This is a genomic window from Nocardioides sp. NPDC006273, assembly GCF_040613495.1.
Taxonomy (GTDB): domain Bacteria; phylum Actinomycetota; class Actinomycetes; order Propionibacteriales; family Nocardioidaceae; genus Nocardioides.
The window spans coordinates 37,194-59,039 of the sequence record NZ_JBEXSD010000001.1; the positions used below are offsets into that span (position 1 = coordinate 37,194).

The 21,846-nt window shown below is 67.5% G+C and carries 21 protein-coding genes; 14 read left to right on the forward strand and 7 right to left on the reverse strand.

What is annotated here, in order from left to right:
• Positions 1–195, reverse strand: a complete 195-nt coding sequence (locus tag ABZZ22_RS00190) for a hypothetical protein (protein WP_354925442.1) — start codon at positions 193–195, stop codon at positions 1–3.
• A gap of 26 nt (positions 196–221) precedes the next feature.
• Here ABZZ22_RS00190 and ABZZ22_RS00195 point away from each other — a divergent pair, with 26 nt between their 5' ends.
• Complete coding sequence (locus ABZZ22_RS00195; protein ID WP_354925445.1) at positions 222–770, forward strand: CGNR zinc finger domain-containing protein; 549 nt, start codon at positions 222–224, stop codon at positions 768–770.
• 31 nt (positions 771–801) lie between these two features.
• Here the strand turns inward: ABZZ22_RS00195 and ABZZ22_RS00200 are convergent, their stop codons facing one another.
• Entirely contained in the window at positions 802–1,167 is a 366-nt protein-coding gene (locus ABZZ22_RS00200; RefSeq protein ID WP_354925448.1) for a DUF1330 domain-containing protein, read from the reverse strand.
• Positions 1,168–1,424: 257 nt separating this feature from the next.
• Between ABZZ22_RS00200 and ABZZ22_RS00205 the strand changes: the two genes are divergently transcribed.
• From ABZZ22_RS00205 to ABZZ22_RS00225, 5 genes are all read left to right on the forward strand, one after another.
• On the forward strand, positions 1,425–3,887 hold the full coding sequence (locus tag ABZZ22_RS00205) for a nitrate reductase (RefSeq protein ID WP_354925451.1): 2,463 nt from the start codon (positions 1,425–1,427) through the stop codon (positions 3,885–3,887).
• Complete coding sequence (locus tag ABZZ22_RS00210; RefSeq protein WP_354925454.1) at positions 3,884–4,405, forward strand: hypothetical protein; 522 nt, start codon at positions 3,884–3,886, stop codon at positions 4,403–4,405. Before ABZZ22_RS00205 ends, ABZZ22_RS00210 begins: the two co-directional genes overlap by 4 nt.
• Before the next feature lie 315 nt (positions 4,406–4,720).
• On the forward strand, positions 4,721–5,653 hold the full coding sequence (locus ABZZ22_RS00215) for a glycosyltransferase (RefSeq protein ID WP_354925457.1): 933 nt from the start codon (positions 4,721–4,723) through the stop codon (positions 5,651–5,653).
• 38 nt (positions 5,654–5,691) lie between these two features.
• Positions 5,692–5,823 carry a hypothetical protein gene (locus ABZZ22_RS00220; protein WP_354925460.1) on the forward strand — a complete coding sequence of 44 codons (132 nt, stop codon included), beginning with the start codon at positions 5,692–5,694 and terminating at the stop codon, positions 5,821–5,823.
• 43 nt (positions 5,824–5,866) lie between these two features.
• Positions 5,867–7,009 carry an acyl-CoA dehydrogenase family protein gene (locus ABZZ22_RS00225; RefSeq protein ID WP_354925463.1) on the forward strand — a complete coding sequence of 381 codons (1,143 nt, stop codon included), beginning with the start codon at positions 5,867–5,869 and terminating at the stop codon, positions 7,007–7,009.
• A gap of 8 nt (positions 7,010–7,017) precedes the next feature.
• Here ABZZ22_RS00225 and ABZZ22_RS00230 read toward each other — a convergent pair whose 3' ends face one another.
• From ABZZ22_RS00230 to ABZZ22_RS00250, 5 genes are all read right to left on the reverse strand, one after another.
• A complete protein-coding gene (locus tag ABZZ22_RS00230; protein ID WP_354925466.1) occupies positions 7,018–7,767 on the reverse strand; it encodes a L,D-transpeptidase family protein in 750 nt (249 codons plus the stop codon).
• 100 nt (positions 7,768–7,867) lie between these two features.
• On the reverse strand, positions 7,868–8,197 hold the full coding sequence (locus ABZZ22_RS00235; RefSeq protein WP_354925469.1) for a DUF202 domain-containing protein: 330 nt from the start codon (positions 8,195–8,197) through the stop codon (positions 7,868–7,870).
• Positions 8,194–8,565, reverse strand: a complete 372-nt coding sequence (locus ABZZ22_RS00240) for a DUF202 domain-containing protein (RefSeq protein WP_354925472.1) — start codon at positions 8,563–8,565, stop codon at positions 8,194–8,196. The genes ABZZ22_RS00235 and ABZZ22_RS00240 overlap by 4 nt, the downstream gene beginning before the upstream one ends.
• Positions 8,566–8,574: 9 nt before the next feature.
• Positions 8,575–10,935, reverse strand: a complete 2,361-nt coding sequence (locus ABZZ22_RS00245; protein WP_354925475.1) for an arylsulfatase — start codon at positions 10,933–10,935, stop codon at positions 8,575–8,577.
• Between the two features lie 128 nt (positions 10,936–11,063).
• Positions 11,064–11,975, reverse strand: coding sequence for a LysR family transcriptional regulator (locus ABZZ22_RS00250; protein WP_354925478.1), 912 nt, complete (start codon positions 11,973–11,975; stop codon positions 11,064–11,066).
• Positions 11,976–12,281: 306 nt separating this feature from the next.
• Here ABZZ22_RS00250 and ABZZ22_RS00255 point away from each other — a divergent pair, with 306 nt between their 5' ends.
• From ABZZ22_RS00255 to ABZZ22_RS00290, 8 genes are all read left to right on the forward strand, one after another.
• Positions 12,282–14,126 (forward strand): BCCT family transporter, encoded by a 1,845-nt coding sequence (locus ABZZ22_RS00255; protein ID WP_354925481.1) that lies wholly within the window; start codon positions 12,282–12,284, stop codon positions 14,124–14,126.
• Between the two features lie 206 nt (positions 14,127–14,332).
• Positions 14,333–15,496, forward strand: a complete 1,164-nt coding sequence (locus ABZZ22_RS00260; protein ID WP_354925484.1) for a cation:proton antiporter — start codon at positions 14,333–14,335, stop codon at positions 15,494–15,496.
• Positions 15,497–15,908: 412 nt separating this feature from the next.
• On the forward strand, positions 15,909–16,103 hold the full coding sequence (locus ABZZ22_RS00265) for a hypothetical protein (RefSeq protein ID WP_354925487.1): 195 nt from the start codon (positions 15,909–15,911) through the stop codon (positions 16,101–16,103).
• The gene (locus ABZZ22_RS00270) at positions 16,103–16,306 is read left to right on the forward strand and encodes a hypothetical protein (protein WP_354925490.1); all 204 of its coding nucleotides are present in this window, start codon (positions 16,103–16,105) and stop codon (positions 16,304–16,306) included. The genes ABZZ22_RS00265 and ABZZ22_RS00270 overlap by 1 nt, the downstream gene beginning before the upstream one ends.
• Before the next feature lie 604 nt (positions 16,307–16,910).
• Positions 16,911–18,176 (forward strand): MFS transporter, encoded by a 1,266-nt coding sequence (locus tag ABZZ22_RS00275; RefSeq protein WP_354925492.1) that lies wholly within the window; start codon positions 16,911–16,913, stop codon positions 18,174–18,176.
• A gap of 30 nt (positions 18,177–18,206) precedes the next feature.
• Positions 18,207–19,757: a bifunctional 3-(3-hydroxy-phenyl)propionate/3-hydroxycinnamic acid hydroxylase gene (locus ABZZ22_RS00280; protein ID WP_354925494.1), complete on the forward strand. Its 1,551-nt coding sequence runs from the start codon at positions 18,207–18,209 to the stop codon at positions 19,755–19,757.
• Between the two features lie 30 nt (positions 19,758–19,787).
• Positions 19,788–20,777 (forward strand): gamma-resorcylate decarboxylase, encoded by a 990-nt coding sequence (tsdA, locus tag ABZZ22_RS00285; RefSeq protein ID WP_354925497.1) that lies wholly within the window; start codon positions 19,788–19,790, stop codon positions 20,775–20,777.
• A complete protein-coding gene (locus tag ABZZ22_RS00290) occupies positions 20,774–21,844 on the forward strand; it encodes a maleylacetate reductase (RefSeq protein WP_354925499.1) in 1,071 nt (356 codons plus the stop codon). The genes tsdA and ABZZ22_RS00290 overlap by 4 nt, the downstream gene beginning before the upstream one ends.
• The last annotated feature ends 2 nt before the right edge of the window (positions 21,845–21,846 follow it).

A 21,846-nucleotide genomic window follows, 5' to 3' on the forward strand; every position in this document is an offset into this window, starting at 1 on the left:
TCATTCTCGGACGCGGCTCAGCGACTGCGGTGGCAGGAGCGGGTGGGACTGGAGGTCCACGCGGCGTACGCCGCAGCTTGTGCAGCGTACGTAGAGGACCAGGCCCTCCGACGTCTGATGGCTGGACTCGGTGAGCCAGCCGTGCTCATGGGTGGCGTCCGCGTGCGGGGACTGCTCTGTTGCGGTGTCCGTCATGGTCACCACCCTGCTGTAATGGTCTTATGCATCTCAACCCTTACGGCGAGTACGCCGTGCTCATGGCTGCCTCGCTCGCCGACGACTGGCCCGAGGACCGGGCCGGCATCGAGGCCCGGACGAGGGAGTTCGGCATGACGATGGACTTCGCTGAGGCCTCAGGCGACCATCGGCGAACCCGCGGGGTGATCGACGAGTGGCTTCGTATCGTCGATGCGGGGGAGCCGGGGGAGCGGGCGCGGTTGCTCAACGACCTGATGGCGCAGGCGACGGCGTATCCGCGACTGACCGACCACGGGCAGGAGGGGTGGCACATCCACTACCGAGACGAGGCCAACGACTCGCTTCCCGACGTGCTGCGCGCGGTGATCAGCGTCGGCACGGCGCTGCACCTGACCACTCGGGGCATTCATCGCCTGAGCCGGTGCGCCGCGGGGCAGACGGACGGGGACCCATGCGTTGCGGTGGTCGTGGACGTCACTCGGAACGGACGGCAGCGCTACTGCTCGGTCCGCTGCGCCAACCGGGCTGCGGTACGTCGGCACCGAGCCCGCCGCTCTTCGCCTGCCCGCTGAACGGTGCGCTGCGCGGGCTCGGCGACTGCGGTTACTCCCAGGGGGTGGTGACCTGGAGGACCGCTTCGGTGAGCGCCTTTGTCCGCAGACCGGTCACCTGCTGATATTCCGGGTCCGCGACCATGCTGCTGAATGCGGAGCGTGAGGGATAGCGGACCAACAGGACTGCATCCCATTCCTGGCCCGCCTCGGCCACGAGGGCCGTGGAGCCCTCGCCGGCGTAGATGACCTCGCCGCCGTATCGGGGCAGGAACGTCGTCGACAGGGCCTCGGCGTACTGGTCGTACATCTCGCGGCCGCCGTCGTCGAACCTCAGCAGGTTCAGCATGACCACCGGCCCGCCTTGGTCCTCGCTGAGCAAACGCTTCAGGTCCGTGCCGCGGGGGTCGATCGCCATGCTCGAGATAATGACACACCCACTACGACGACGCCGTGATTTCGGTTCGGCGGGTGACGATGCAGGATGACTTGCGGGCAGGCGCATGTTCGCTCCTGCGCGAACGCACGTTTCCCGACTGCCTGGGTACCGGCCCACCAAGCGGCGCGACACCGAGACGCTTCCCGGGTGTCCCCGACTCCGAGGTCCGAGCGGCCGCCTCGAGGAGGCGGTCACACCGCTGATCACGAGCCACCCGAGCCGATGGAGGCAAAGGCATGGAACAGCAGATCGACCGTGTAGCCGAGCCCTGGGGCAGCCGGACTCCGTACGGGGCCGACGAGCCATGGCCGGTGCGAGTGGACACCCACCTCGCCGACGGCGTCGCGCCCGACGACGTCGACCGATGGGTCCAGTCGGCGTCGATCCTGCACTCCAACGGCGATGCGATGGACATCGGCGTCAAGGATGGTCGCATCGTGGGGGTGCGGGGCCGTGACGTCGACCGCGTCAACCACGGGCGGCTCGGGCCAAAGGACCTGTACGGGTGGCAGGCCAACGGCTCCGCGGACCGCTTGACGCGGCCGTTGATCCGTCGCGACGGAAAGCTGGTCGAGACCGACTGGAACACAGCCCTGGACGCCGTCGCCGCGCGCACCACGGAGCTTCTGGAGGAGAGGGGCCCATCCTCGATCGGCTTCTACACCAGCGGACAGCTTTTCCTCGAGGAGTACTACACGCTCGGGCTCATCGCCCACGGCGGGATCGGCACGAACCACGTCGACGGCAACACCCGGCTGTGCACCGCGACCGCCGCGGCAGCGTTGAAAGAATCCTTCGCCTCCGACGGCCAACCCGGTTCGTACACCGACATCGATCACGCCGACGTGATCTGCCTCTACGGCCACAACATGGCCGAGACCCAGACGGTGCTCTGGGCCCGTATCGTGGATCGGCTCGCTGGACCGAACCCACCGGCGATCGTGTGCGTCGATTCCCGCCAGACGCCAGTGGCCGCCCACGCCACGGTGCACCTCGCGCCCCGACCCGGCACCAACGTGATGCTCATGAACGCCCTGCTGCGCGAGCTGCTCGAGCACGACTGGATCGACCACGAGTACGTGGACGCGCATGCGGTGGGGTTTGCCGAGCTCGAGAAGATGCTGGAGGGCTGCACGGTGGAGCGGGCGGCGGAGGTCTGCGGTGTGCCTGGCCCCGGCCTCCGTGAGGCCGCCCGGCTGATCGGCACCTCGAGGCGCCTGATGTCCACCGTGCTGCAGGGGTTCTACCAGTCCCACCAGGCCACGGCGGCGGCTGTGCAGGTCAACAACATCCACATCGTGCGCGGCATGCTCGGCAAGCCCGGGTGTGGTCTGTTGCAGATGAACGGACAGCCGACCGCGCAGAACACCCGCGAGTGCGGCGCCGACGGGGACCTGCCCGCCTTCCGCAACTGGAGCAACGACTCGCACATCAAGGACCTCGCCCGGGTTTGGAACATCGACCCGATGCGGATCCCGCACTACACCGCCCCTACTCACCTCATGCAGATGATGCGGTACGTCGAGGACGGCTCCATCCGCTTCCTCCACATCTCCGCCACCAACCCGGCGGTCTCGCTGCCTGAGCTGCGCAGGATCCGGTCGATCCTCTCCCAGGACCGGTTGTTCCTGGTGGTGCAGGACCTCTTCCTCACCGAGACCGCGCAGCTCGCCGACGTGGTGCTCCCGGCGGCGACCTGGGGGGAGAAGACAGGCACCTTCACCAACGTCGACCGCACGGTGCACCTGTCGGAGAAAGCCGTCGAACCGCCCGGCGATGCCCGTCCGGACCTGGACATCCTCATCGACTACGCCCACCGGCTCGGGCTGAAGGACAAGGACGGCGCGCCGCTGGTGAAGTGGAACAGCCCGGAGGAGGCGTTCGAGGCATGGAAGGAGTGCAGCCGGGGACGGCCGTGTGACTACACCGGGCTCACCTATAACAAGCTGCGCGGCGGCGGCATCCAATGGCCCTGCAACGACGAGCACCCGGACGGGACCGAGCGGATCTATGTCGACGGCGACTTCTGGTCCCACCCCGACTACTGCGAGAGCTACGGACGTGACCTCATCACCGGCGCACCGGTTGAGCCGACGGAGTACAAGGCGCTCAACCCGCACGGCAAGGCGGTGATCAAGGCAGCAGAGTACCTACCGCCCCACGAGCCTCCCTCCGAAGACCACCCGTTCCAGCTGATCACCGGACGCACGCTCTACCACTTCCACACCCGGACCAAGACCGGCCGCGCACCACAGCTGCAGGCGGCCGCCCCGGAGGTCTGGGTCGAGGCATCTGACGCCGATGCGAGCGACCGAGGATGGCAGGAGGGTGACCTCCTTCAGGTCACCACCCCCCGAGGCGCGGTCACGGCACGCTTGCGGATCAGTGGCATCCGACCCGGCGTGCTGTTCTTGCCCTTCCACTACGGCTACTGGGACACCGCCGCCGGGCATGAGCCCGATGATCGAGGGCGCGCCGCGAACGAGCTCACCCTGACCGACTGGGACCCAGCCTCCAAGCAGCCCATCTTCAAAACCGCTGCCGCGAACGCCACCAAGATCGCCCCGGCCGGCGGCACGCCGGCGCCGGCACCGACCACCACGGGCTCCGAGCCTGTTTCTTCGACGGTTTCGCCGACCAGGGGTGACGCGACGGCGATCACGAGCGAGCGTATCGACCGGACAGGAGACATCCGATGAAGGTCCTCCAGACCCTGCGCAGCCTTCGCGGCAACAAGGTCGGCGCCGCGATCGAGGAGCTGCACCGCTCCGAGAACAACCTGGCGGGCGCCCTCCTGAACCTCTCGGACCTGCAAAAGAGCGACCACGAGATCTTCTACGTCGCCCGCGACGTCGCCAGGTGGTCCCAAGAACACGTGCGCCGCCTGGCGGAGGTCGCACAGGTCTATGGGCTCGAGCTCGATCCTGCTCCGGAGGATGACGCGACCATGGTCGCCCGATTGAAGCAAAAGGGCTCCGAGCTTGCCGGCCGCTTCCACGAACCGACTCTGCTGCTCCTAGCCGACCTGCGCCATATCCACCGCACCGCCGCCGGGGTCTCTCTGGATTGGGAGGTGCTCGCCCAGACGGCACAGGCGATGAAGGACTCCGATCTGCTCGCCGTGGCTCAGGAGTGCCACCCGCAGACCCTGCGTCAGATGCGCTGGGCCAACGCGAAGGTCAAGGAAACCGCAGCTCAGGCCATGGTCACCGGCTGAACGGCAGCGTCGCGGGACGACCAACGGCTGGGTCCACGAGGTCGCTAGCTACGGGGATGCCCAGGGCTGCCCGCTCGGCCTGCGCCACGTCGTCCGTGGCCTGACCACGCCTACTCCGAGGGCGAGCCGCTCCACCTGCTCCACCTGCTCCACCTGCTCCACACCGGAGCCGGCAGGCGGCCCCACAGTCCGATCACGCGGAATGGAGTGCACCGGAGGGGGGTACCGGATCGGCATGGAAGACACATGGGCAAAGCATCCCGATCAGGTGACTCACTGCCGCCGGGCGCCGCGGACGTGCGTCCGGATGTTTCCATGACGGCGGGCCTGCCCGAGACGCCCGACGTCACCGTCGTGGTGATCACCCGGAACCGTTGGCCCGACCTACGGGAGTCGCTGCCGCGTCATCGCTGCCCGGTCATCCTCTTGGACAACGGATCCGAGGACGGGACGCCCGCGCACGTCCACGCGTCGTTCCCAGTCATCGACGTGGTCGAGCTCGGCAGGAACTTCGGAGCGGTCGCGCGCAACACAGGAGTCGAGCGAGCGACCACGCCGTACGTCGCGTTCGCCGACGACGACTCGTGGTGGAGCCCGGGGGCCCTGTCGTCGGCCGCATCGATCCTCGACGCGCATCCCCGGCTCGCGGTTCTCGCCGCTCGGGTCCTTGTCGGGGAGGAAGAACGTCCCGATCCGCTCTGCGCTGCCATGGAGGCCTCGCCGCTCGGGACCGAACCGGACCTGCCCGGTCCGTCCGTTCTCGGATTCCTCGCCTGCGGCTCCGTCGTCCGTCGCGACGCCTTTCTCGCCGCCGGCGGGTTCGACGAGGTGGTTTTCTTCGGAGGTGAGGAGGAACGGCTCGCGCTCGATCTTGCGTCGCAGGGCTTGGGTCTCGCTTATGTGGATGACGTCGTGGCCCGGCACCAGCCCTCGACCGGACGCGACCGCAGCGAACGGCGTGCGCGCGGGGAACGCAACCGGTTGCTCACCGCCGTGATGCGCCGGCCCTGGCCCGTGGTGGCACGCCACGCGTTACGTGCTGTGCTCCAAGGCGGCCCCGGGCTGCGCGGTGTCCTCCGCGCGGTGCCGGCGCTGCCTCGGGCGCTGAGGGCAAGACGACCTGTGGGCCGCCAGGTGGAGGCGGCCCGGCGGCTCATCGACACCGTGCCCTCGCTCGGGGCGGCGAGTCGTCGTCCGGAGCCGGCATCTGCCCGTGCCCGGCCGCAGGCCAGCGCTGCAGACCCGTGACCGGCCGGGGCGCGTGGAGTCCGATGCTGGGATCGTCAGTGCGACTGGCGTCGCAGAGCCATCAACAGCGCGCCGCGCCCGGCGTGCTCGAGGTCGATCAGCAGGTTGCCCGTGAGGTCGCGGTGCAGGAGGCCTTTCGCGGCCTCGCCGGCCACATGATCAACTTGTGACCCCCGCCACCTGGCGTCCCCACCCTCGAGAGCAAGGAACCCCATGCCCGCCCAGCGTCTCATGCCCACCGACGAGTCCGCGGACCTCATCGAGCTGACCCGGACCATCGTCGACAAGGAGCTGCGCCCGGTCATCGCCGACCTCGACGCGTCCGCGACGTTCCCGCGGGACGTCTTCCGGACGCTCGGGCGGGCCGGTCTGCTGTCGCTGCCGTACCCGGAGGAGGTCGGGGGCGGCGACCAGCCGTACGAGGTGTACCTGCAGGCGTTGGAGGAGATCGCGTCGGCGTCCGCGTCGGTGGGCGTCGGGGTCAGCGTGCACGCGCTGTCGTGCTTCGGGCTGTTCACCGCCGGGACCGACGACCAGAAGCAGGCGTGGCTGCCCGAGATGCTGTCGGGTGAGCTGCTGGGGGCGTACTGCCTCTCCGAGGCGCACGCCGGCTCGGACCCCGCGGCCATGCGGACCCGTGCGGTCCGTGACGGTGATGACTACGTCCTCACCGGCGCCAAGGCGTGGACGACCCACGGCGGCAAGGCGGACTTCTACAAGGTCATGGCGCGCACGTCGGACGACGGCGCGAGGGGCATCAGCTGCTTCCTGGTGCCGGCCGACACTCCCGGTCTGACGGCCGATAACCCCGAGCAGAAGATGGGGCTGATGAGCTCGACGACCGCGACGATGCTGTTCGACGGCGTCCGTATCCCGGCCGAGCGACGCCTCGGCGCGGAGGGCCAGGGCCTGCCCATCGCGCTGGCCGGGCTCGACGCGGGGCGCCTCGGTATCGCCGCCGTCGCCACCGGACTGGCGCAGGAGGCGCTCGACGTCGCCATCGCGTACGCCAAGGGGCGCGAGACGTTCGGCAAGGCGATCATCGACCACCAAGGACTCGCGTTCGTGCTGGCCGACATGGCCGCTGCGGTCGAGTCGGCCCGCGCCACCTACCTGGCCGCGGCCCGCCTCAAGGACGCGGGCCGTCCGTACTCGCGGCAGGCGTCGATCGCCAAGATGGTCTGCACCGACAACGCCATGAAGGTCACGACCGACGCGGTGCAGGTCCTGGGTGGCGCCGGCTACACCAAGGACTTCCCGGTCGAGCGGTTCATGCGCGAGGCCAAGGTGATGCAGATCTTCGAGGGCACCAACCAGATCCAGCGCCTCGTCATCAGCCGCAGCCTCGCGCGCTGAGTCTGAGCTCACACCACGCGTACGCGGGTCTTGACCTTCGTGAAGTCCCAGACCTCGGCCGCCATCTTGGCGCTGAGGCGGATGCAGCCGTCGGAGGTCTTCTTGTCGGTGCCGAGATACCAGTTCGGGTGGATCTGACGACCCGTTCGCATGCTCACCGGGACCCGGTGGAAGGCGACGCCGCAGGGCGCGAACCGGACGAAGTGGTAGAGCCACTGTGTGCCGCCGTAGTTCGTACGTGGGTTGCCGCGCGCCGGTCGGCCGCAGTAGGAGCCGGTGGTGTACCACTTCTTGTCCAGCCACTCCGCGTCGATCATCCCACCCTGCGCGCGGATGGACCCGTCGGCGCGCACCAGCCAGACCCAGTCCTGTCGCTGGCTGATCACGATGCGGCGTCCGGTTCCCGTGCGCGCCGGCACCGGCCGGACGTCACACCGCTTCGCCGTCGCCGACATCAGCCGTTTCCGCGTGGTGGTCGTGAAGCGACCGCTCGGACTCAGTCGGTGGCGGGTCTGGAAGCGTACGACGGCCGTGCGGGTGTGGTCGTCCACGCGCCCGTCGACCCGGCCGACGTTGCAGCCGATGCCGGCCAGCCGGGTCTCCCACCGCTTGATCGTCGTGGCGGTGGCGGCGTTGCCTGGGCTGACCACCACCACGGCGGCCGCCGCCAGCGCGACAGCGGTGGCGAGGGGGAGAATGAGGACGAGGACGGAGCGGCGTGTCCGAGGTGCGCCGGCCAAGGTCGGGAAGGTTAGCACCGGGCGAGGCTAAGCGACATTTGCGCTCCGGGCAGCCGCTGTTGCCCGGTTGTTGACCAGATGACGCGGACGCGGGTGGGCCGCACTCACCGAATCGTGGCTAGTCGATGAGGAGCCAGAGCAGGTGCGCCGAGAGCGCCGTGGTCGCGGCACTCAGGGCGACCACGGCGCGGAGCGGTGGTCGTGACTGCTGGGAGTGCACGCCTCGCACACGATGGTGGTAACGCCTGGTGGTCGAGCACGCGATCGCGACTGCGACCGTGAGATAGGCGGCGGCAGAGACGACGCCTACCGGGCCGAGCTGCGGCGCTGCCTTCAAGCAGATGGTGGCGACGACCAGGTAACCGAGCACGGTTCGTGACCAGGCCAGACTGGTGCGTTCTGGCTGGAGACCAGGATCTCGCAGGGGCGTTCCGTCCGTGTGCCTCACAGCATGAGCACCAGGACACTGCCGGATCCCGCCAGCACGACGAGCGCGAGCATGGGTACCAGCGGCGACAGCGGGAGTGGGCGGTCCCTCCGCAGAGCCCGCTCCACCGCCAGCCAGCGCACCGCGGCCCCGGCGCTGATCGCGACCCCTGCGAGCAGAAGGAGCACGGCCACGGGTTGTCGGAAGGCGGGCGGCCACTGCTCGGCCATCAGGGTCTCGGTCGCCACCGCTGCCGCGACGACCGCGAGCGCGGTGCGGATCCAGGCCAGGAACGTGCGTTCGTTCGCCAGGGTGAACCGGGGGTCCGGTTCGATGTCACCACCGAGCAGGAGACTGCGGACGTCGCGGCGGCTGTTGCTCGATCTCATCCTGCTTCCTCACTGGGAGATGAAGACGCGTTGGTGGCGCTGCGCCTCCGTGTCGGCATCGTCGGGCGCGGCTGGGCCGTCGAGATCGACCCGCACGGTGTGCACGGTGCCGGTGAAGGCGTTGTCGATCGCGGCGTACTCGTCGCTGACCGGGGTGCCCAGGTCGATTCCGATGTCCAGTGTCTCGTCGAAGGAGAAGTAGTAGGGGATCGTCTGCTCCACCCGTCCCTGGGCGACCTTGATGCCGTCGACCATCAAGATCACCTCGCCGCCGCGGCCGTGTCCGCCGCCGTCGTAGTGGAACTCCATCCGGAGCTCGTGACGTCCGGGGGACAGCGGTTCCTGGGCGCCGACCGTGAAGTGGGTCAGGTCGAAGTAGCTGTAGTCGTAGCGGACCCTGCCCTCGACGCAGTACAGGGACCAGCCTCCGAACCGGCCGCCCTGGGCGATGACCACTCCGGCGGCGCCGGTCGCGGGCACCTCGACGTCGGCGGTGACGCTGTGGGAGCGGTTCTTGACGTTGGGCGTGGTCTCCTCGGTGAACCGCCGCATGCCGCCGCGGTAGGTCACCGACCGGCGGTCGCCGAGCAGGTCGACGCGTCCAGCCAGGGTGGGGTTCTCCCGCTCGGTCACCCGGGGATCGAGTGGGAACACCTGGTGCTTCGCGGCTTCGATGAGGAACAGCTCCTGCAGCTCGCGCAGCAGCTGCGGGTGCTCCGTCGCCAGGTCGTGGGCCTGCGAGAAGTCCGTCTCGACGTGGTAGAGCTCCCAGACGTCGTCGCTGAACCGTCGTCCTTCCTTCGGGACCATCTCCCAGGGAGTCCCATGGCGGGTCACCGCCATCCAGCCTTCGTGGTAGATGCCGCGGTTCCCGCACATCTCGAAGTACTGCGTACGGCGTCGGTCCTGCGCGTCGGCGGCGTCGAAGGTGTAGCGCATGCTCGTGCCTTCGACCGGCTGCTGGGCGACACCGGCTACCGAGGTCGGCTGGGGAACGCCGGCGCAGTCGAGGATCGTGGGGAGGATGTCGATGACGTGGTGGAACTGGTCTCGGACGCCTCCGTGGTCGGCGATCCCGGCGGGCCAGTGCACGACCAGGCCGTCTCGGGTCCCGCCGAAGTGGGAGGCGACCTGCTTGGTCCACTGGAACGGGGTGTTGAGCGCCAGCGCCCATCCGACGGGCGCGATCGGGTAGGTCTCCGGGCCGCCGATCCGGTCCAGGTCCGCGATCATCTCCTCGGGGTCGTCCACGAGTCCGTGGCCGAGTCGGTGCTCGACCGTGGTGCCCTCGATGCCCCCTTCGCCCGACGCGCCGTTGTCGCCGAGCAGGTAGACGAACAGCGTGTTGTCCAGCTCGCCGAGCTCGTCGAGCGCGGCGACGAACCGCCCGACCTGCTGGTCGGCGTGCTCGGTGAACCCGGCGTAGGTCTCCATGAACCGCGCCGAGAGCGCACGCTGCGTGTCGGAGAGCTCGTCCCAGTGGGGTACGCCGTCGGCCCAGCGAGCCAGCTCGGCGTCGGCCGGGGCCACGCCGATCCGCTTCTGCTCGGCCAGGGTGGCCTCGCGCTGCTCGTCCCAGCCGTGGTCGAACCGACCCCGATATTTCTCTTGCCACTCCGGCGCCACGTGCAGCGGCGCGTGCGAGGCGCCGAGAGCGAGGTAGGTGAAGAACGGCCGGTCCGGGGTCAGCGTGCGCTGCGTACGCACCCAATCGATCGCCCGGTCGGCGAGATCCTCCGAGAGGTGATACCCGTCCTCGGGTCGCCGGTCCGGCTCGACCGGCGTCGTGCCTTCGTACAGCAGCGGGTACCAGTGGTTCATCTCCGCACCCATGAACCCGTAGAAGGTGTCGAACCCCTCGCCGGTCGGCCACCGGTCGAACGGGCCCACCGCGCTGATCTCGCGCGGCGGGGTCTGGTGCCACTTGCCGAAGGCCGCGGTGCTGTAGCCGTTGCCCTGCAGGATCTGGGCGATCGTCGCCGCAGACTGGGGCCGGAACCCGTTGTAGCCGGGCGCCGCCGTGGCCATCTCGGTGGTGCCGCCCATCCCGACGGAATGGTGGTTCCGGCCGGTCAACAGGGCCTGGCGGGTCGGCGAGCACAGAGCGGTCACGTGGAAGCGGGAGTAGCGCAGGCCACGCTCGGCCAGCGTCTCCGCCGTCGGCATCGCGCACGGGCCGCCGAACGCGCTGGACGTTCCATAGCCCAGGTCGTCCATGACGACGATCACGACGTTCGGTGCCCCAGGCGGAGGCGTGGTCGGACGTACGGGTTCGAAGGCTGCGGTCTGATCATCGATACCGAGGGCGGTGGGGACGACCTGCGCCTGGTCGGGCTCGGGCAGTACGTGCCGGTCGGCGTGGAAGGTCACGATGGAATCTCCTCGAATGCTGGGTGGGCCGAGTCGTGCCGGTCCGCTCGACTCATCGAGTCTCGGTCCAGGACACTCTCGGCAGCAACGGCGAGTGGGCTAGGTCAGCGATAGCCGCTTGCTATGCCTTAGGGCTGGGAGCCGGTGGAGCAGGCGTCGACGCAGAAGTCGACGAAGCCCAAGGCCAGGTCGCTGGCTCTGCGCTTGCGCCAGATCACGTGTACCGACCGGCGAAGTGGCGGGTCGATCGGTTGTACTCGCGCTCCCTTGACGGCGGCATCGTCGGCCATCGCCCGCGGGAGCACGGCGGCCCCTGCTCCGGCCAGGACCAGGGGCGCCACCGCGGCGAGGTGAGCCGTCTCGACGGCTACATCCGTCGACAGGCCCGCGGCCAGGAGTGGTTCGGCGACGATGCCCCGGAGCACAGTGCCGTCGGGCGTACACACCAAGCCCCGCTCCGAGAGATCGCCGATCGTGATCGATTCCTTGTCGGCGCGGCTCACCGTTGGAGCCGATGTGGCGTCCGGCGGACACACGGCCATCATCTCGAGGTCGGCCAGCCAGCGGCTCTCCAGAGTTCCGCCCGGAGGGGTCCCGTCGACGAGGCCGAGCTCCGCTCCGCCCATGCGCACCGTTTCCAGCACGTCACCGTGCCAGATCGGATCGGCCACGGTGACCTGGACGCGGGGATGCAGAGCGCGAAACTCGCCGACCAACCGTGCCAGTGGTTCGACGGCCCACAACGTGTTCGTGATGATGGACAGTCGGCCGAACCCGGCCTGTGACACGGCGCGCACCGCGCCACGTGCCACCGCGAACGATCGCAGGGACCGTCTGGCCGGCTCGAGCAGCGCCTCGCCGGCTGGAGTGAGTCGCACGCCCCGGCCGTGTCGATCGAAGAGCCGGGCGTCGAGATCTCGCTCGAGCCAGCCGATGGCGTTGGACAGCGACGGCTGGGCGATGGACAGTGCTTGGGCCGCCCGGGTGAAGCTCCCCAACTCGGCTACCGTCACGAAATATTCGAGGTGGCGCCTGTCCATGCGTGGAGCATAGTGCGTCGACGCGACGGGGGAGCGAGCGTGATGGAGGCGAGCGGGTCCCTATTGCGGGCGCCTATGGCTGCGATAGCCAATCGGGGGGTTCGCCTGGACGGATTCGTTGAGATCCTGTTCGAACCGAAGCGCAGGCATCGTAAAGAGCCAGATCTACGGATGGCAACCGCGGGGCCGCTGAACCCGAGGGGTCGAACTGTGAACGAGAAGGAAACCTCTAGCCAGTCGCGTCACGCGGACGGGGGAAGGCGCGCCCGTCGTAGAGTCGGAGAGACGTTGGGGAAGATCGATCCGATGCACCCGAAGTATCCTCACGACACGCATCCAGCCCTGGTCCCCGGAATCTCCATCGACGAGCAACGGCGGCGCTACAGCGTCGACAAGCTCGTGTTCGCCATCGCCGGAGGGCTCACGGTCGGCTTCGTGATCTGGGGCGTCGCGGCACCGGACAGTGTGGCCTCGGTCGCCCAGACCGCCTTCGGCTGGACCACTCGGAACGTCGGCTGGCTCTTCAACTCGGTCGCTGTCGTGGTGCTGGTCTCGCTGCTGGTCCTGGCCTTCTCGCCCTACGGCAGGATTCCGCTCGGCAAGGACGGCGAAGAGGCGGAGTTCAGCACCTTCGCCTGGGTGGCGATGCTCTTCGCCGCAGGTATCGGGATCGGTGTCATCTTCTGGGGTCCCTCCGAGCCGCTCGCCTACTTCACCGACCCACCGCCGCTCACCAACGAGGCGGGTTCGGTCGAGGCGATGCACCGGTCGATGGCGCAGACGTACTTCCACTGGGGATTCCATGCCTGGGCGATGTACGCGCTCGTCGGTGGTGCCGTGGCGTACGCCGCCTATCGCCGCGGCCGGAGCCTGCTGATGTCCTCGATCTTCCGCACTCTCTTCGGCGAGCGGCTCACCGAGGGCTTCGCGGGCAAGCTGATCGACATCCTCGCCATCGTCGCCACCCTCTTCGGCACCGCCGCAGCCCTCGGAATCGCGGCGATGCAGATCGGGACCGGCGTCAGCATCGTCACCGGGGTCGGTCAGGTGACGAAGCTCATGGTGGTCGGCATCCTGCTGCTGCTCACCGTGGGCTTCGTGATCTCGGCCGTCTCCGGTGTCGCCCGCGGCATCCGCTATCTCTCGAGCATCAACATCGTGCTGACCATCGGCGTCGTCGGGCTGATCCTGGCCCTGGGGCCGACGCTGTTCCTGCTGAACTTCCTGCCGTCGGCGCAGCTGGAGTACCTGGGCTCACTGTTCGACATGATGGGCCGCTCGCTGTCCTGGGGAGAGGAGACTCAGGAGTTCCAGGCAACCTGGACCGTCTACTACTGGGCGTGGTGGATCTCCTGGTCGCCGTTCGTCGGCATCTTCATCGCCCGCATCTCGCGGGGACGTACCATCCGGCAGTTCCTTCTCGGCACGATCCTCATCCCTTCCACGCTGCTCTTCGTCGCCTTCGGCGTGATGGGCGGCACGTCGATGAAGATGTCCCAGGAGGGTTCGCTCGCCGACGACCTGACTCCGCCGCAGGTCTTCTTCAGGATGATCGACAACCTGCCCTACCTCGAGTGGCTTCCGTTCCTGATCATCCTGGTGCTGGCGATCTTCTTCATCACCTCTGCTGACTCCGCTTCGGTGGTCATGGGCATGCTGTCGACCCGGGGACACCTGGAGCCGAGCCGCTGGGTGGTCGTCTTCTGGGGTCTGGTGATGTCCGGCATCGCCGTGGTGATGCTGCTCCTCGGGGATGCGACCGCCCTGGCCGGCCTGCAGCAGCTGGTGATCGTCACCGCGGTGCCGTTCGCCCTGGTGATGCTGCTGATCATCGTGGCCTGGATCCGCGACCTCGCCACCGACCCGTACACCCTGCGGCACCGCTATGCCGAGGCCGCGATCCGTAACGCCGTTCTCCAGGGCGTGGAGAGGTACGGCGACAACTTCGCCATCCAAGTGGTGGAGGCGAGCTGTCCCGAGGAAGGTGCCGGTGCGGAGGTCGACTCCACCGACGAGCGGTACACCGACTGGTACCAGCGCACCGACGAGGAGGGTCAACCGGTGGAATATGACTTCGACTCCGGGACGTGGGCCGACGGCTTCGACCCGGTGACCGGCGAGATTCCGGCCGTCCGCCCGGACAGTCCCTGACGAGGTCCAAGGGGCGCCGTACGTCCTGAGGATGTAACACGGCGCAAGGAAGTCGTCGCGCGAACGCATTCAGTCCACAGGTACGGGTACCGCAGGCGGCACTGAGGACCCGAGCCCTCGGCCGGCGTTCGGGTACGACACGGACCGCCCGGCGGGAGTTAGGACGCCACGTGGACATTGCGACTCTGTTGGTGTGCTTCTCAGCAGTGCTCGTGGTCGCCGTACTTCTGTCCGAGTTGGCCAATCGAACGGTGCTGTCGACAGCGGTGCTGTTCCTCGTGGCGGGCTTCTTGCTCGGGCGCGGCGTCCTGGATGTGCTCGAGGTGCAGTCCGGCGACCCGGCCGTGTCGGTGCTGGCCGAGCTCGCGCTGTTCTCGGTGTTGTACAGCGACGGGATGCGGGTCGGGGTGAAGGATCTGCGGCGAGCCTGGCGCCTACCGGGTCGTGCGCTGGTACTCGGGCTTCCGCTCACGCTGATCGTCACCGCGGCGTTGGCGCACTGGGTGGCGGGCCTGCCCTGGCTCGAGTCGCTGCTGCTGGGGGCAGTGCTCTCGCCCACCGACCCGGTGTTTGCGGCCGCCATCGTCGGGAGGAAGGAGGTGCCGCCCCGCTTGCGTCACCTGCTCAACGTCGAGTCCGGCGTAAACGATGGCCTGGCGCTCCCCGTCGTCCTGGTCCTGCTCGCCGCTGCAGGCGGCACGGAGACAAGCGGCTGGACGCTCGCCACGGAGCTGGCCCTGGGGGTGGTGATCGGCATTGCCGTGCCATGGCTGGTGCTACGGCTGGAACGTCTGCGCTTCTTCTCGGCCGCCCGGCACCTGCAGCCGCTGCTGCCGGCAGCCGTGGGCCTGTTGGTGCTCGGGCTGTGCCTGACCACGCACGCCAACCTCTTCCTGGGTGCCTTCGCCGCCGGAGCCACCGTCGCGACCATGTCCCAGGAGTTCCGTCACGAGTTCGAGCAGCTGGGTGAGCTGGTGGCCGAGCAGCTGAAGCTCGTGGCGGTCCTGGTCTTCGCTGCCCTGATGACCCCTACTTTCCTGGTCGAGGAAATCGCCTGGACGGGCTGGGCCTTCGCCATCCTCGCCCTCGTGGTCGCGCGGCCGGCCGCGCTCTGGCTGTCGTTCCAGGGCTCCGGGCTGGGCCTGCGCGAACAGGCGGCCGCCATGTGGTTCGGCCCCAAAGGCTTCGCCTCGGTCGTCTACGGCCTCATCGTGCTGGAGTCCGGCATCGACCTGGCCGACAAGCTGTTCCACCTGACGGCCCTCACCGTCAGCCTCTCCATCCTTGCCCACTCCTCCACCGACGTGGCTGTGGCTCGTCAGTTCTTGGACACGGACATCCGTGCCGAAGGCTCCCCGGAGGCGCAGTGATGAGAAACGGCACCTGACACCGGAAGACGTTCGAAGACGTTTCGCAGGTCAGGCGCCGTTTCAGGCATCTAGCGGCAGATCAGGAAGACCTCCGGATCAGATGTCGTAGTAGAGCTCGAACGCCCGAGTGGTTGGTGGTCGCTTGCGATGATTGGTGGAACCGCAGGTCAGCGTGGATTTGGTCGGTGGGTGCTGACGGCGTCATGCGGCTGAAAGTGATACTCCTGCGGAATCCCTGCGGAACGGAGCCTCCAACTGCTCGCCTCGTCCGACGTCGGGACTGAACCGACATGCCAACTGTCGGTGCCGCCACAGCGGCAAGTCAAGGTTACTCCCATGTTGCCCACGTCGGACGCTGGACAGGATCGAGAAGATTGAGACTCTCGGCGCGGAGACCGATGCTGGGCCTGAGGTGCTGCTGTATCTGCTGGTGGTGCTCGACGTCCGTACGCTCGCCGCCGCGCCGCGCAATGCCGGGGTGCTGAGTAGGCTGCCGGAGGTGCAGCGCAAGGAGTTCTTCGGGCCGTTCGGGGCAGCGCGTGAGGAGCTCCGGGCTTCGTACCCCGCTTGGGTGGACAGGTCGCAGCTTCTCGTCCGGCCTCGGTGATGACCCCAGAGGGTAACCTGCCGGTCCCGTTGCTGCTGCAGCTGGTCGAGGTCGTCATCGGCATGGGCTCCGATGGGCACCGGATCAGCCAGATCAGCGAGGGCGTGGTGGCCGCGTCGTGCCTGCGCGTGTATCTGGCTGGCCAGGAGTGTATCGACGGGGCCGCCGCGCGAGCGGTCGATCTGATCGGGGCCTTCGAGTAGACCCGATCCCGCGAACCGGTCGCCGGCCCATTCACAAGACGGTGGGGACGGGTCGGCGGCTGCAACTCCGTGCCGCGACGGTCACGCGGACTCGTAGGTTGGTCGGCGCGTGGCGCCCAGACGGTCGCGGAACGCGACGGATTCCGAGATCGCTCGGTCGAAGCGGGCGTACTCCTCGTCAGTGAGTCCGCAAGCGATCGCGTCCAGGTCGTAAATGAGCAGTCCAGCCCTCGAGCTCGGCCTAGGTGAGGCTTGACCCGCTCCAACGCTGCGGTGCGGAGACGGTCGAGGTTGTCGTGATCGGGGGATGGATGTGCGGCTAGTTCGATGGCCGCTTGGACCCTCCCATACGCGGGCTCAACGGGACTGCCCGCTTCAACGACAGTGAGCTCGGCCGCGGCCAGGTCGCGGACGGTTGGTGGTTGGAACGAGTCGATCGGCGTCGCATGCGTAACCGGCTGGCCAGCCACTGCGTGCATAGCGCCTCGGGACTATAGCGATGGAGTTCACCATTATGCATTGACTTCCGTATAGATGAAACGTACGGTGAAGTGACCGGCGCCACATCCCTCGCCGCGTCAGCGCCCATCCCGAGGAGCCATTCATGTCCGTTCGCACCGCTTCCAGTAGTGCCCGCCGCTCATTGAGCGAGGGTCCACTGCTGCTGATCGCCGCTGGCTTCGCTGCGCTAGAGGGATATGACCTCGCCAGCTACGGCGTCACCGTCCCGTCGCTTCTGCAGTCTGACCTCGGAGTCACGAAAGTGTCGGCGGGCCACGTCGGTTCACTCCTCGCTGTCGGCATGCTGATCGGAGCGGGCCTTTGCGCTGTGCTGATCCGGCGCTTCGGCAGCCGAAGGCTTCTGTTCGCGGGCGCGGGGCTGTTCTCGATCGGGACTTTGACCTGCGCACTCGTTCAGGACTTCGGGCTCTTCGGCCTTGCTCGGATGCTGGTCGGGGTCGGCATCGGCATCGTTCTCCCGACGCTCACTGCTTACGTGGCCGACGTTTCCGAGCCGTCTCGGCGCAGCCGGAACGTGGGAATCATGATGGCCGGCTACGCCGGCGGCGCGCTGATGTCGGCCGTGCTGGCGGCCTCGCTGCTTCCCGACTACTCGTGGCGTTGGATCTACGCCATTGGCGCGCTCCCGGCGCTCGTCCTGCTGCCGCTCGGGTTCCGGCTCCTGCCCGACAGTCCGCACACCCCGACCAGCGGGGCCACCGCCGGTGGTAGGGACCTCGGTGCGCTTCGAACCCTGTTCAGCCCCGGCGTGTGGGTCGCGACTGTCCTGTTCTGGTTGATCTCCTTCTGCGGGCTGCTTCTCGTCTTCGGGATCAGCACCTGGCTGCCCACGATCATGCAGGCCGCCGGCTACTCCCTGGGTGCCTCACTGAGCCAAGCGGCCGCGATGTGGGTTGGCGCCGGTGTCGGCATGGTCGCCGGTGGGGCGCTCGCTGACCGGATCGGCATCAAGAAGGTGGTGGTGGTCGCGTTCCTGGCGGGTGCCGCCGCGCTCCTTCTCATGAGCACCCGACCGCCCTTGGCCATCCTGTTCATCCTGATGTTCGTCAGCGGGCTCGGATTCATCGGCTCGCAGGTACTCACCAACGCCTTCATCGTCACCCGCTATCCCGACGATCTGCGCGGGCCGGCCATCGGCTGGGCGCTGTCGGTCGGTCGTATCGGCGCAATCGTCGGGCCGATGATGGGAAGTGTCATTCTCACGTCCGGCCTTGACGTCAAGTGGAACTTCTACCTGTTCGCGATTCCCGGCTTGGTCGGCGCGCTTCTAGCGCTGTGCGTGCCCGTGATCACCCGTCGTCGGCGCGCCGCGCTCGACGCTGTCGAATCCGTCGCCCGTCCCATCTGATCGGATCCGATCTCGAACCTGGAGTCACTCATGAATCTCGAAAATCTCGATACATCCGTGGACGTCGTCGTCGTAGGCGCTGGTCCGACCGGCCTGAGCCTCGCGGCGCTGCTGGGACAGCAAGGCCTCGACGTGGTCGCTCTCGAGCGCTACGAAGGGCTGTACAACCTTCCGCGAGCAGCCGCGTTCGATGACGAGACGATGCGGACATTCCAGAAGCTCGGCGTCGCCGAGAAGATGCTGCTGGGTACGAATGTCCAGAGCGGGTACACCTGGGTCAACGGTCAAGGCGACGTGCTGCTGGACATCGAGTATGACAATCCCGGCCGATGCGGGTGGCCCGCTCAGTACATGATGTACCAGCCGCACGTTGAGACGGTCCTCCACGAGCGGGTTCGTTCGATGCCGAGCGTGGAACTTCAACGCGGCGTCGCCGTCACCGCCGTGGATCAGGACGAACATGGCGTTACGGTGACCACGCAGACCGCGCAAGGTCTGGAGCGTCAGATTCGCGCCAGGTACGTCGTCGGCTGCGACGGAGGAAACAGCACGGTTCGTGAGAGCCTGCGCATCGGGCTCGACGACTACGGCTTCTTCGAGAATTGGCTCGTCTGCGACTTCGAGCTCCGCCGAGACGTGCCCGGTCTGCCCACTTTCCGGCAGGTCTGCAACCCCGCAGAACCGATCGCTATCGTCAACATCGGACCCCGGTTCCACCGGTTCTCTTTCCGGCTCGAGGCGGAAACCACCCGCGACGAGGCGACCGAGCCTGAGAAGGCATGGGCCAGAGTTCGCGACTACTTGACGCCAGCCGACGCCGAGCTGGTACGCACCGCGAACTACACCTTCCGCTCCTGCATCGCCCAGCGGTGGCGTGACCGGCGCGTTCTGCTCGCCGGGGACGCTGCACACCAGATGCCGCCGTTCCTGGCCCAAGGAATGGTTTCCGGGATTCGCGACGCGCGGAACCTCGCCTGGAAGCTCGAAATGGTTCTCGGAGGCTATCCGGACGAGCTCCTCGACACCTACCAGGCGGAGCGCGAGCCACACGTCCGATTCATCACCGAGAAGGCCATCGAGCTCGGCCGCGTTCAGACCATGCGCGATCCCGTCGCCGCGAAGCGCCGCGACGCCCAGATGATCGCGGCACGAAGGGCGAACCAGAAGCCTGACAAGTTGATCTATCCGGCACTGTCGGGAGGGCTGATCTCGAACAGTGGTGAGTTGCTCCCGCAAGGGCTCGTCTCGTCCGCAGAGCGCACAGCGCTGCTCGATGACGTCGTCGGAAGCGGCTGGTTGATCCTGGTCAATGGCGCGCCGGTCCTATCAGGAGTCCCAGCAGAGGATCGTGAAGCCTTCACTCGAGTCGGAGGTAGGGAAGTCGCGCTCGGACTGTCCAGCATGTTTGAGCCCGCCGACCTGTCCGATACCGGTGGCACCTATGCCAAGTGGTTTGCGGCGACCGGATGCGTCGCAGCCATCGTGCGACCCGATAGCTACATCTACGGGCTGGCGCACGACTCTCAGGAGCTCGCGGCGTTGACCAAGGAACTCCTGACCCAGCTCTCCGTCCCCGCCTGACCGCCACTCGAAGTAGAGAAGGAAGTTCACATGAACGGAAAAATCGGACTCGAGGAGCACTGGGCCATCCCTGAGACGCTCCAGGATTCAGCGGGCTTTGTGCCCGGGACCTTTTGGGATGAGCTCCAAGACCGGCTCCTCGACGTAAACGGTCGCCGCCTCAAGCTGATGGACGAGCACGGCATCGAGAAGATGATCCTCTCGCTCAACGCCCCTGCCGTGCAGGCCATCCCAGTGCGAGCTCGGGCCATCGAGGTCGCACAACGGGCGAATGACGCTCTGGCGAAACAGTGCGAGGAACACCCAGACAGATTCCGCGCCTTCGCGGCCCTACCGCTTCAGGATCCCGAGGCCGCCGCCGCAGAGCTGCGGAGGTGTGTGACCGAGCTCGGGTTCGTGGGCGCGCTGGTCAACGGCTTCAGCCAGGACGAGAGCATGGGTGGCGGTCAAGAGCCCCTGTACTACGACCTGCCTCGCTACCGGCCGTTCTGGGCTGAGGTGGCTGAGCTGGACGTTCCGTTCTATCTCCACCCCCGCAACCCGCTGCCGGCGGATGCCCGCATCTACGCCGACCACCCGTGGCTGCTGGGGCCCACCTGGGCATTCGCCCAAGAGACGGCGGTCCACGCTCTTAGGCTCATGGCGTCGGGGCTCTTCGACGAACACCCATCTCTCAAGATCATCCTGGGTCACATGGGAGAGGGCATCCCGGCCATGCTGTGGCGCATCGACAACCGAAACGCCTGGGTCGACCTTCCCCCGACCTATCCCGCCAAGCGGAAGTTGGCGGAATACTTCACCGAGAATTTCTATCTGACGACCTCAGGAAACTTCAGAACCCAAACTCTGATCGACGCGATGCTCGAGGTCGGCGCTGACCGCATCATGTTCTCCACCGACTGGCCCTTCGAGAACATCGACCACGCCGCCAACTGGTTCGACAGCGCTTCGATCTCGGAGGGTGACCGCCTCAAGATCGGTCGCACGAACGCGCTCTCCCTGTTCGGATTGGACCGATGACACTGAGACCCGATGGGTTCGTTCACGCCTCAGGACCCGTACGGGTCGTCTTCGGGCGCGGCGCGCTCGCCTCGGTCTCGGAAGAAGTCGAACGCCTGGGGATGAGGAGGGCTCTCGTTCTCACGACACCGCGGCAATCTGGCGAGGGAGAGGACCTGCTCAAGGGACTCGGACCCCTAGCCGTAGGGGTGTTCTCGCGCGCCACCATGCACACGCCTGTCGAAGTGACCGAAGAGGCGGTGTCGATCCTGAAGGAACTCGACGCCGACGGCATCGTTGCCCTCGGCGGGGGCTCGACGACCGGTTTGGGGAAGGCGATCGCGGCGCGGACTGGGGTTCCGCAAGTAGTCGTCGCGACGACGTATGCCGGCTCTGAGGTGACTCCTGTGCTCGGCGAGACGCAGGACGGAGTCAAGCGCACGCGAAGCGGCCCCGAGATTCTCCCGGAGACTGTTATCTACGATCCGTCGCTGACGGACGGGCTGCCGGTGCCGGCAAGCGTGTCGAGCGGGCTCAATGCCATGGCCCACGCCCTTGAAGGCCTCTACGCGCGGGACCGCAGCCCGATCTTCCGTTTGTTCGCCGTCGAGGGTCTGCGTGCCTTCCGAGATTCACTCCCAGTCCTTCAGCAGGAACCGCACAATGTGAGTGCCCGCGACCGGGCTCTCTATGCTGCCTGGCTCTGTGGCACAGTGCTCGGGGGCGTGGGAATGTCACTGCATCACAAGTTGTGCCACACCCTGGGCGGAGCCCTGGACCTCCCGCATGCAGAGACTCACGCGATCGTTCTGCCCCACACGATGGCGTACTTGGCAACTGAGGCAAGCGAGGAGCTGACGTCGGCCGTCGAACTCTTCGGCAATCCACTCGGTGGCGCCCTGCACGATTTCGCCTCGTCACTCCAAGCGCCGCTGCGCTTGGCGGATCTGGGTGTGCAGGAAAGCGACCTGGACGGCGTCGCCGATCTCGCCCTTCGGTCCCCGTACTGGTCACCAAAGCCCTTGGAGCGGGACGGCATCCGACGGCTGCTTCATGATGCTTGGGCCGGAAACCGCCCGACGAACTGAGG

Bases quoted from the DNA above. Each gene is read 5' to 3' on its own strand.
- ABZZ22_RS00190 (WP_354925442.1), bottom strand. From the start codon at position 195: ATGACGGACACCGCAACAGAGCAGTCCCCGCACGCGGACGCCACCCAT.
- ABZZ22_RS00195 (WP_354925445.1), top strand. From the start codon at position 222: ATGCATCTCAACCCTTACGGCGAGTACGCCGTGCTCATGGCTGCCTCG.
- ABZZ22_RS00200 (WP_354925448.1), bottom strand. From the start codon at position 1,167: ATGGCGATCGACCCCCGCGGCACGGACCTGAAGCGTTTGCTCAGCGAG.
- ABZZ22_RS00205 (WP_354925451.1), top strand. From the start codon at position 1,425: ATGGAACAGCAGATCGACCGTGTAGCCGAGCCCTGGGGCAGCCGGACT.
- ABZZ22_RS00210 (WP_354925454.1), top strand. From the start codon at position 3,884: ATGAAGGTCCTCCAGACCCTGCGCAGCCTTCGCGGCAACAAGGTCGGC.
- ABZZ22_RS00215 (WP_354925457.1), top strand. From the start codon at position 4,721: ATGACGGCGGGCCTGCCCGAGACGCCCGACGTCACCGTCGTGGTGATC.
- ABZZ22_RS00225 (WP_354925463.1), top strand. From the start codon at position 5,867: ATGCCCGCCCAGCGTCTCATGCCCACCGACGAGTCCGCGGACCTCATC.
- ABZZ22_RS00240 (WP_354925472.1), bottom strand. From the start codon at position 8,565: ATGAGATCGAGCAACAGCCGCCGCGACGTCCGCAGTCTCCTGCTCGGT.
- ABZZ22_RS00250 (WP_354925478.1), bottom strand. From the start codon at position 11,975: ATGGACAGGCGCCACCTCGAATATTTCGTGACGGTAGCCGAGTTGGGG.
- ABZZ22_RS00255 (WP_354925481.1), top strand. From the start codon at position 12,282: ATGCACCCGAAGTATCCTCACGACACGCATCCAGCCCTGGTCCCCGGA.
- ABZZ22_RS00270 (WP_354925490.1), top strand. From the start codon at position 16,103: ATGACCCCAGAGGGTAACCTGCCGGTCCCGTTGCTGCTGCAGCTGGTC.
- ABZZ22_RS00275 (WP_354925492.1), top strand. From the start codon at position 16,911: ATGTCCGTTCGCACCGCTTCCAGTAGTGCCCGCCGCTCATTGAGCGAG.
- ABZZ22_RS00280 (WP_354925494.1), top strand. From the start codon at position 18,207: ATGAATCTCGAAAATCTCGATACATCCGTGGACGTCGTCGTCGTAGGC.
- tsdA (WP_354925497.1), top strand. From the start codon at position 19,788: ATGAACGGAAAAATCGGACTCGAGGAGCACTGGGCCATCCCTGAGACG.
- ABZZ22_RS00290 (WP_354925499.1), top strand. From the start codon at position 20,774: ATGACACTGAGACCCGATGGGTTCGTTCACGCCTCAGGACCCGTACGG.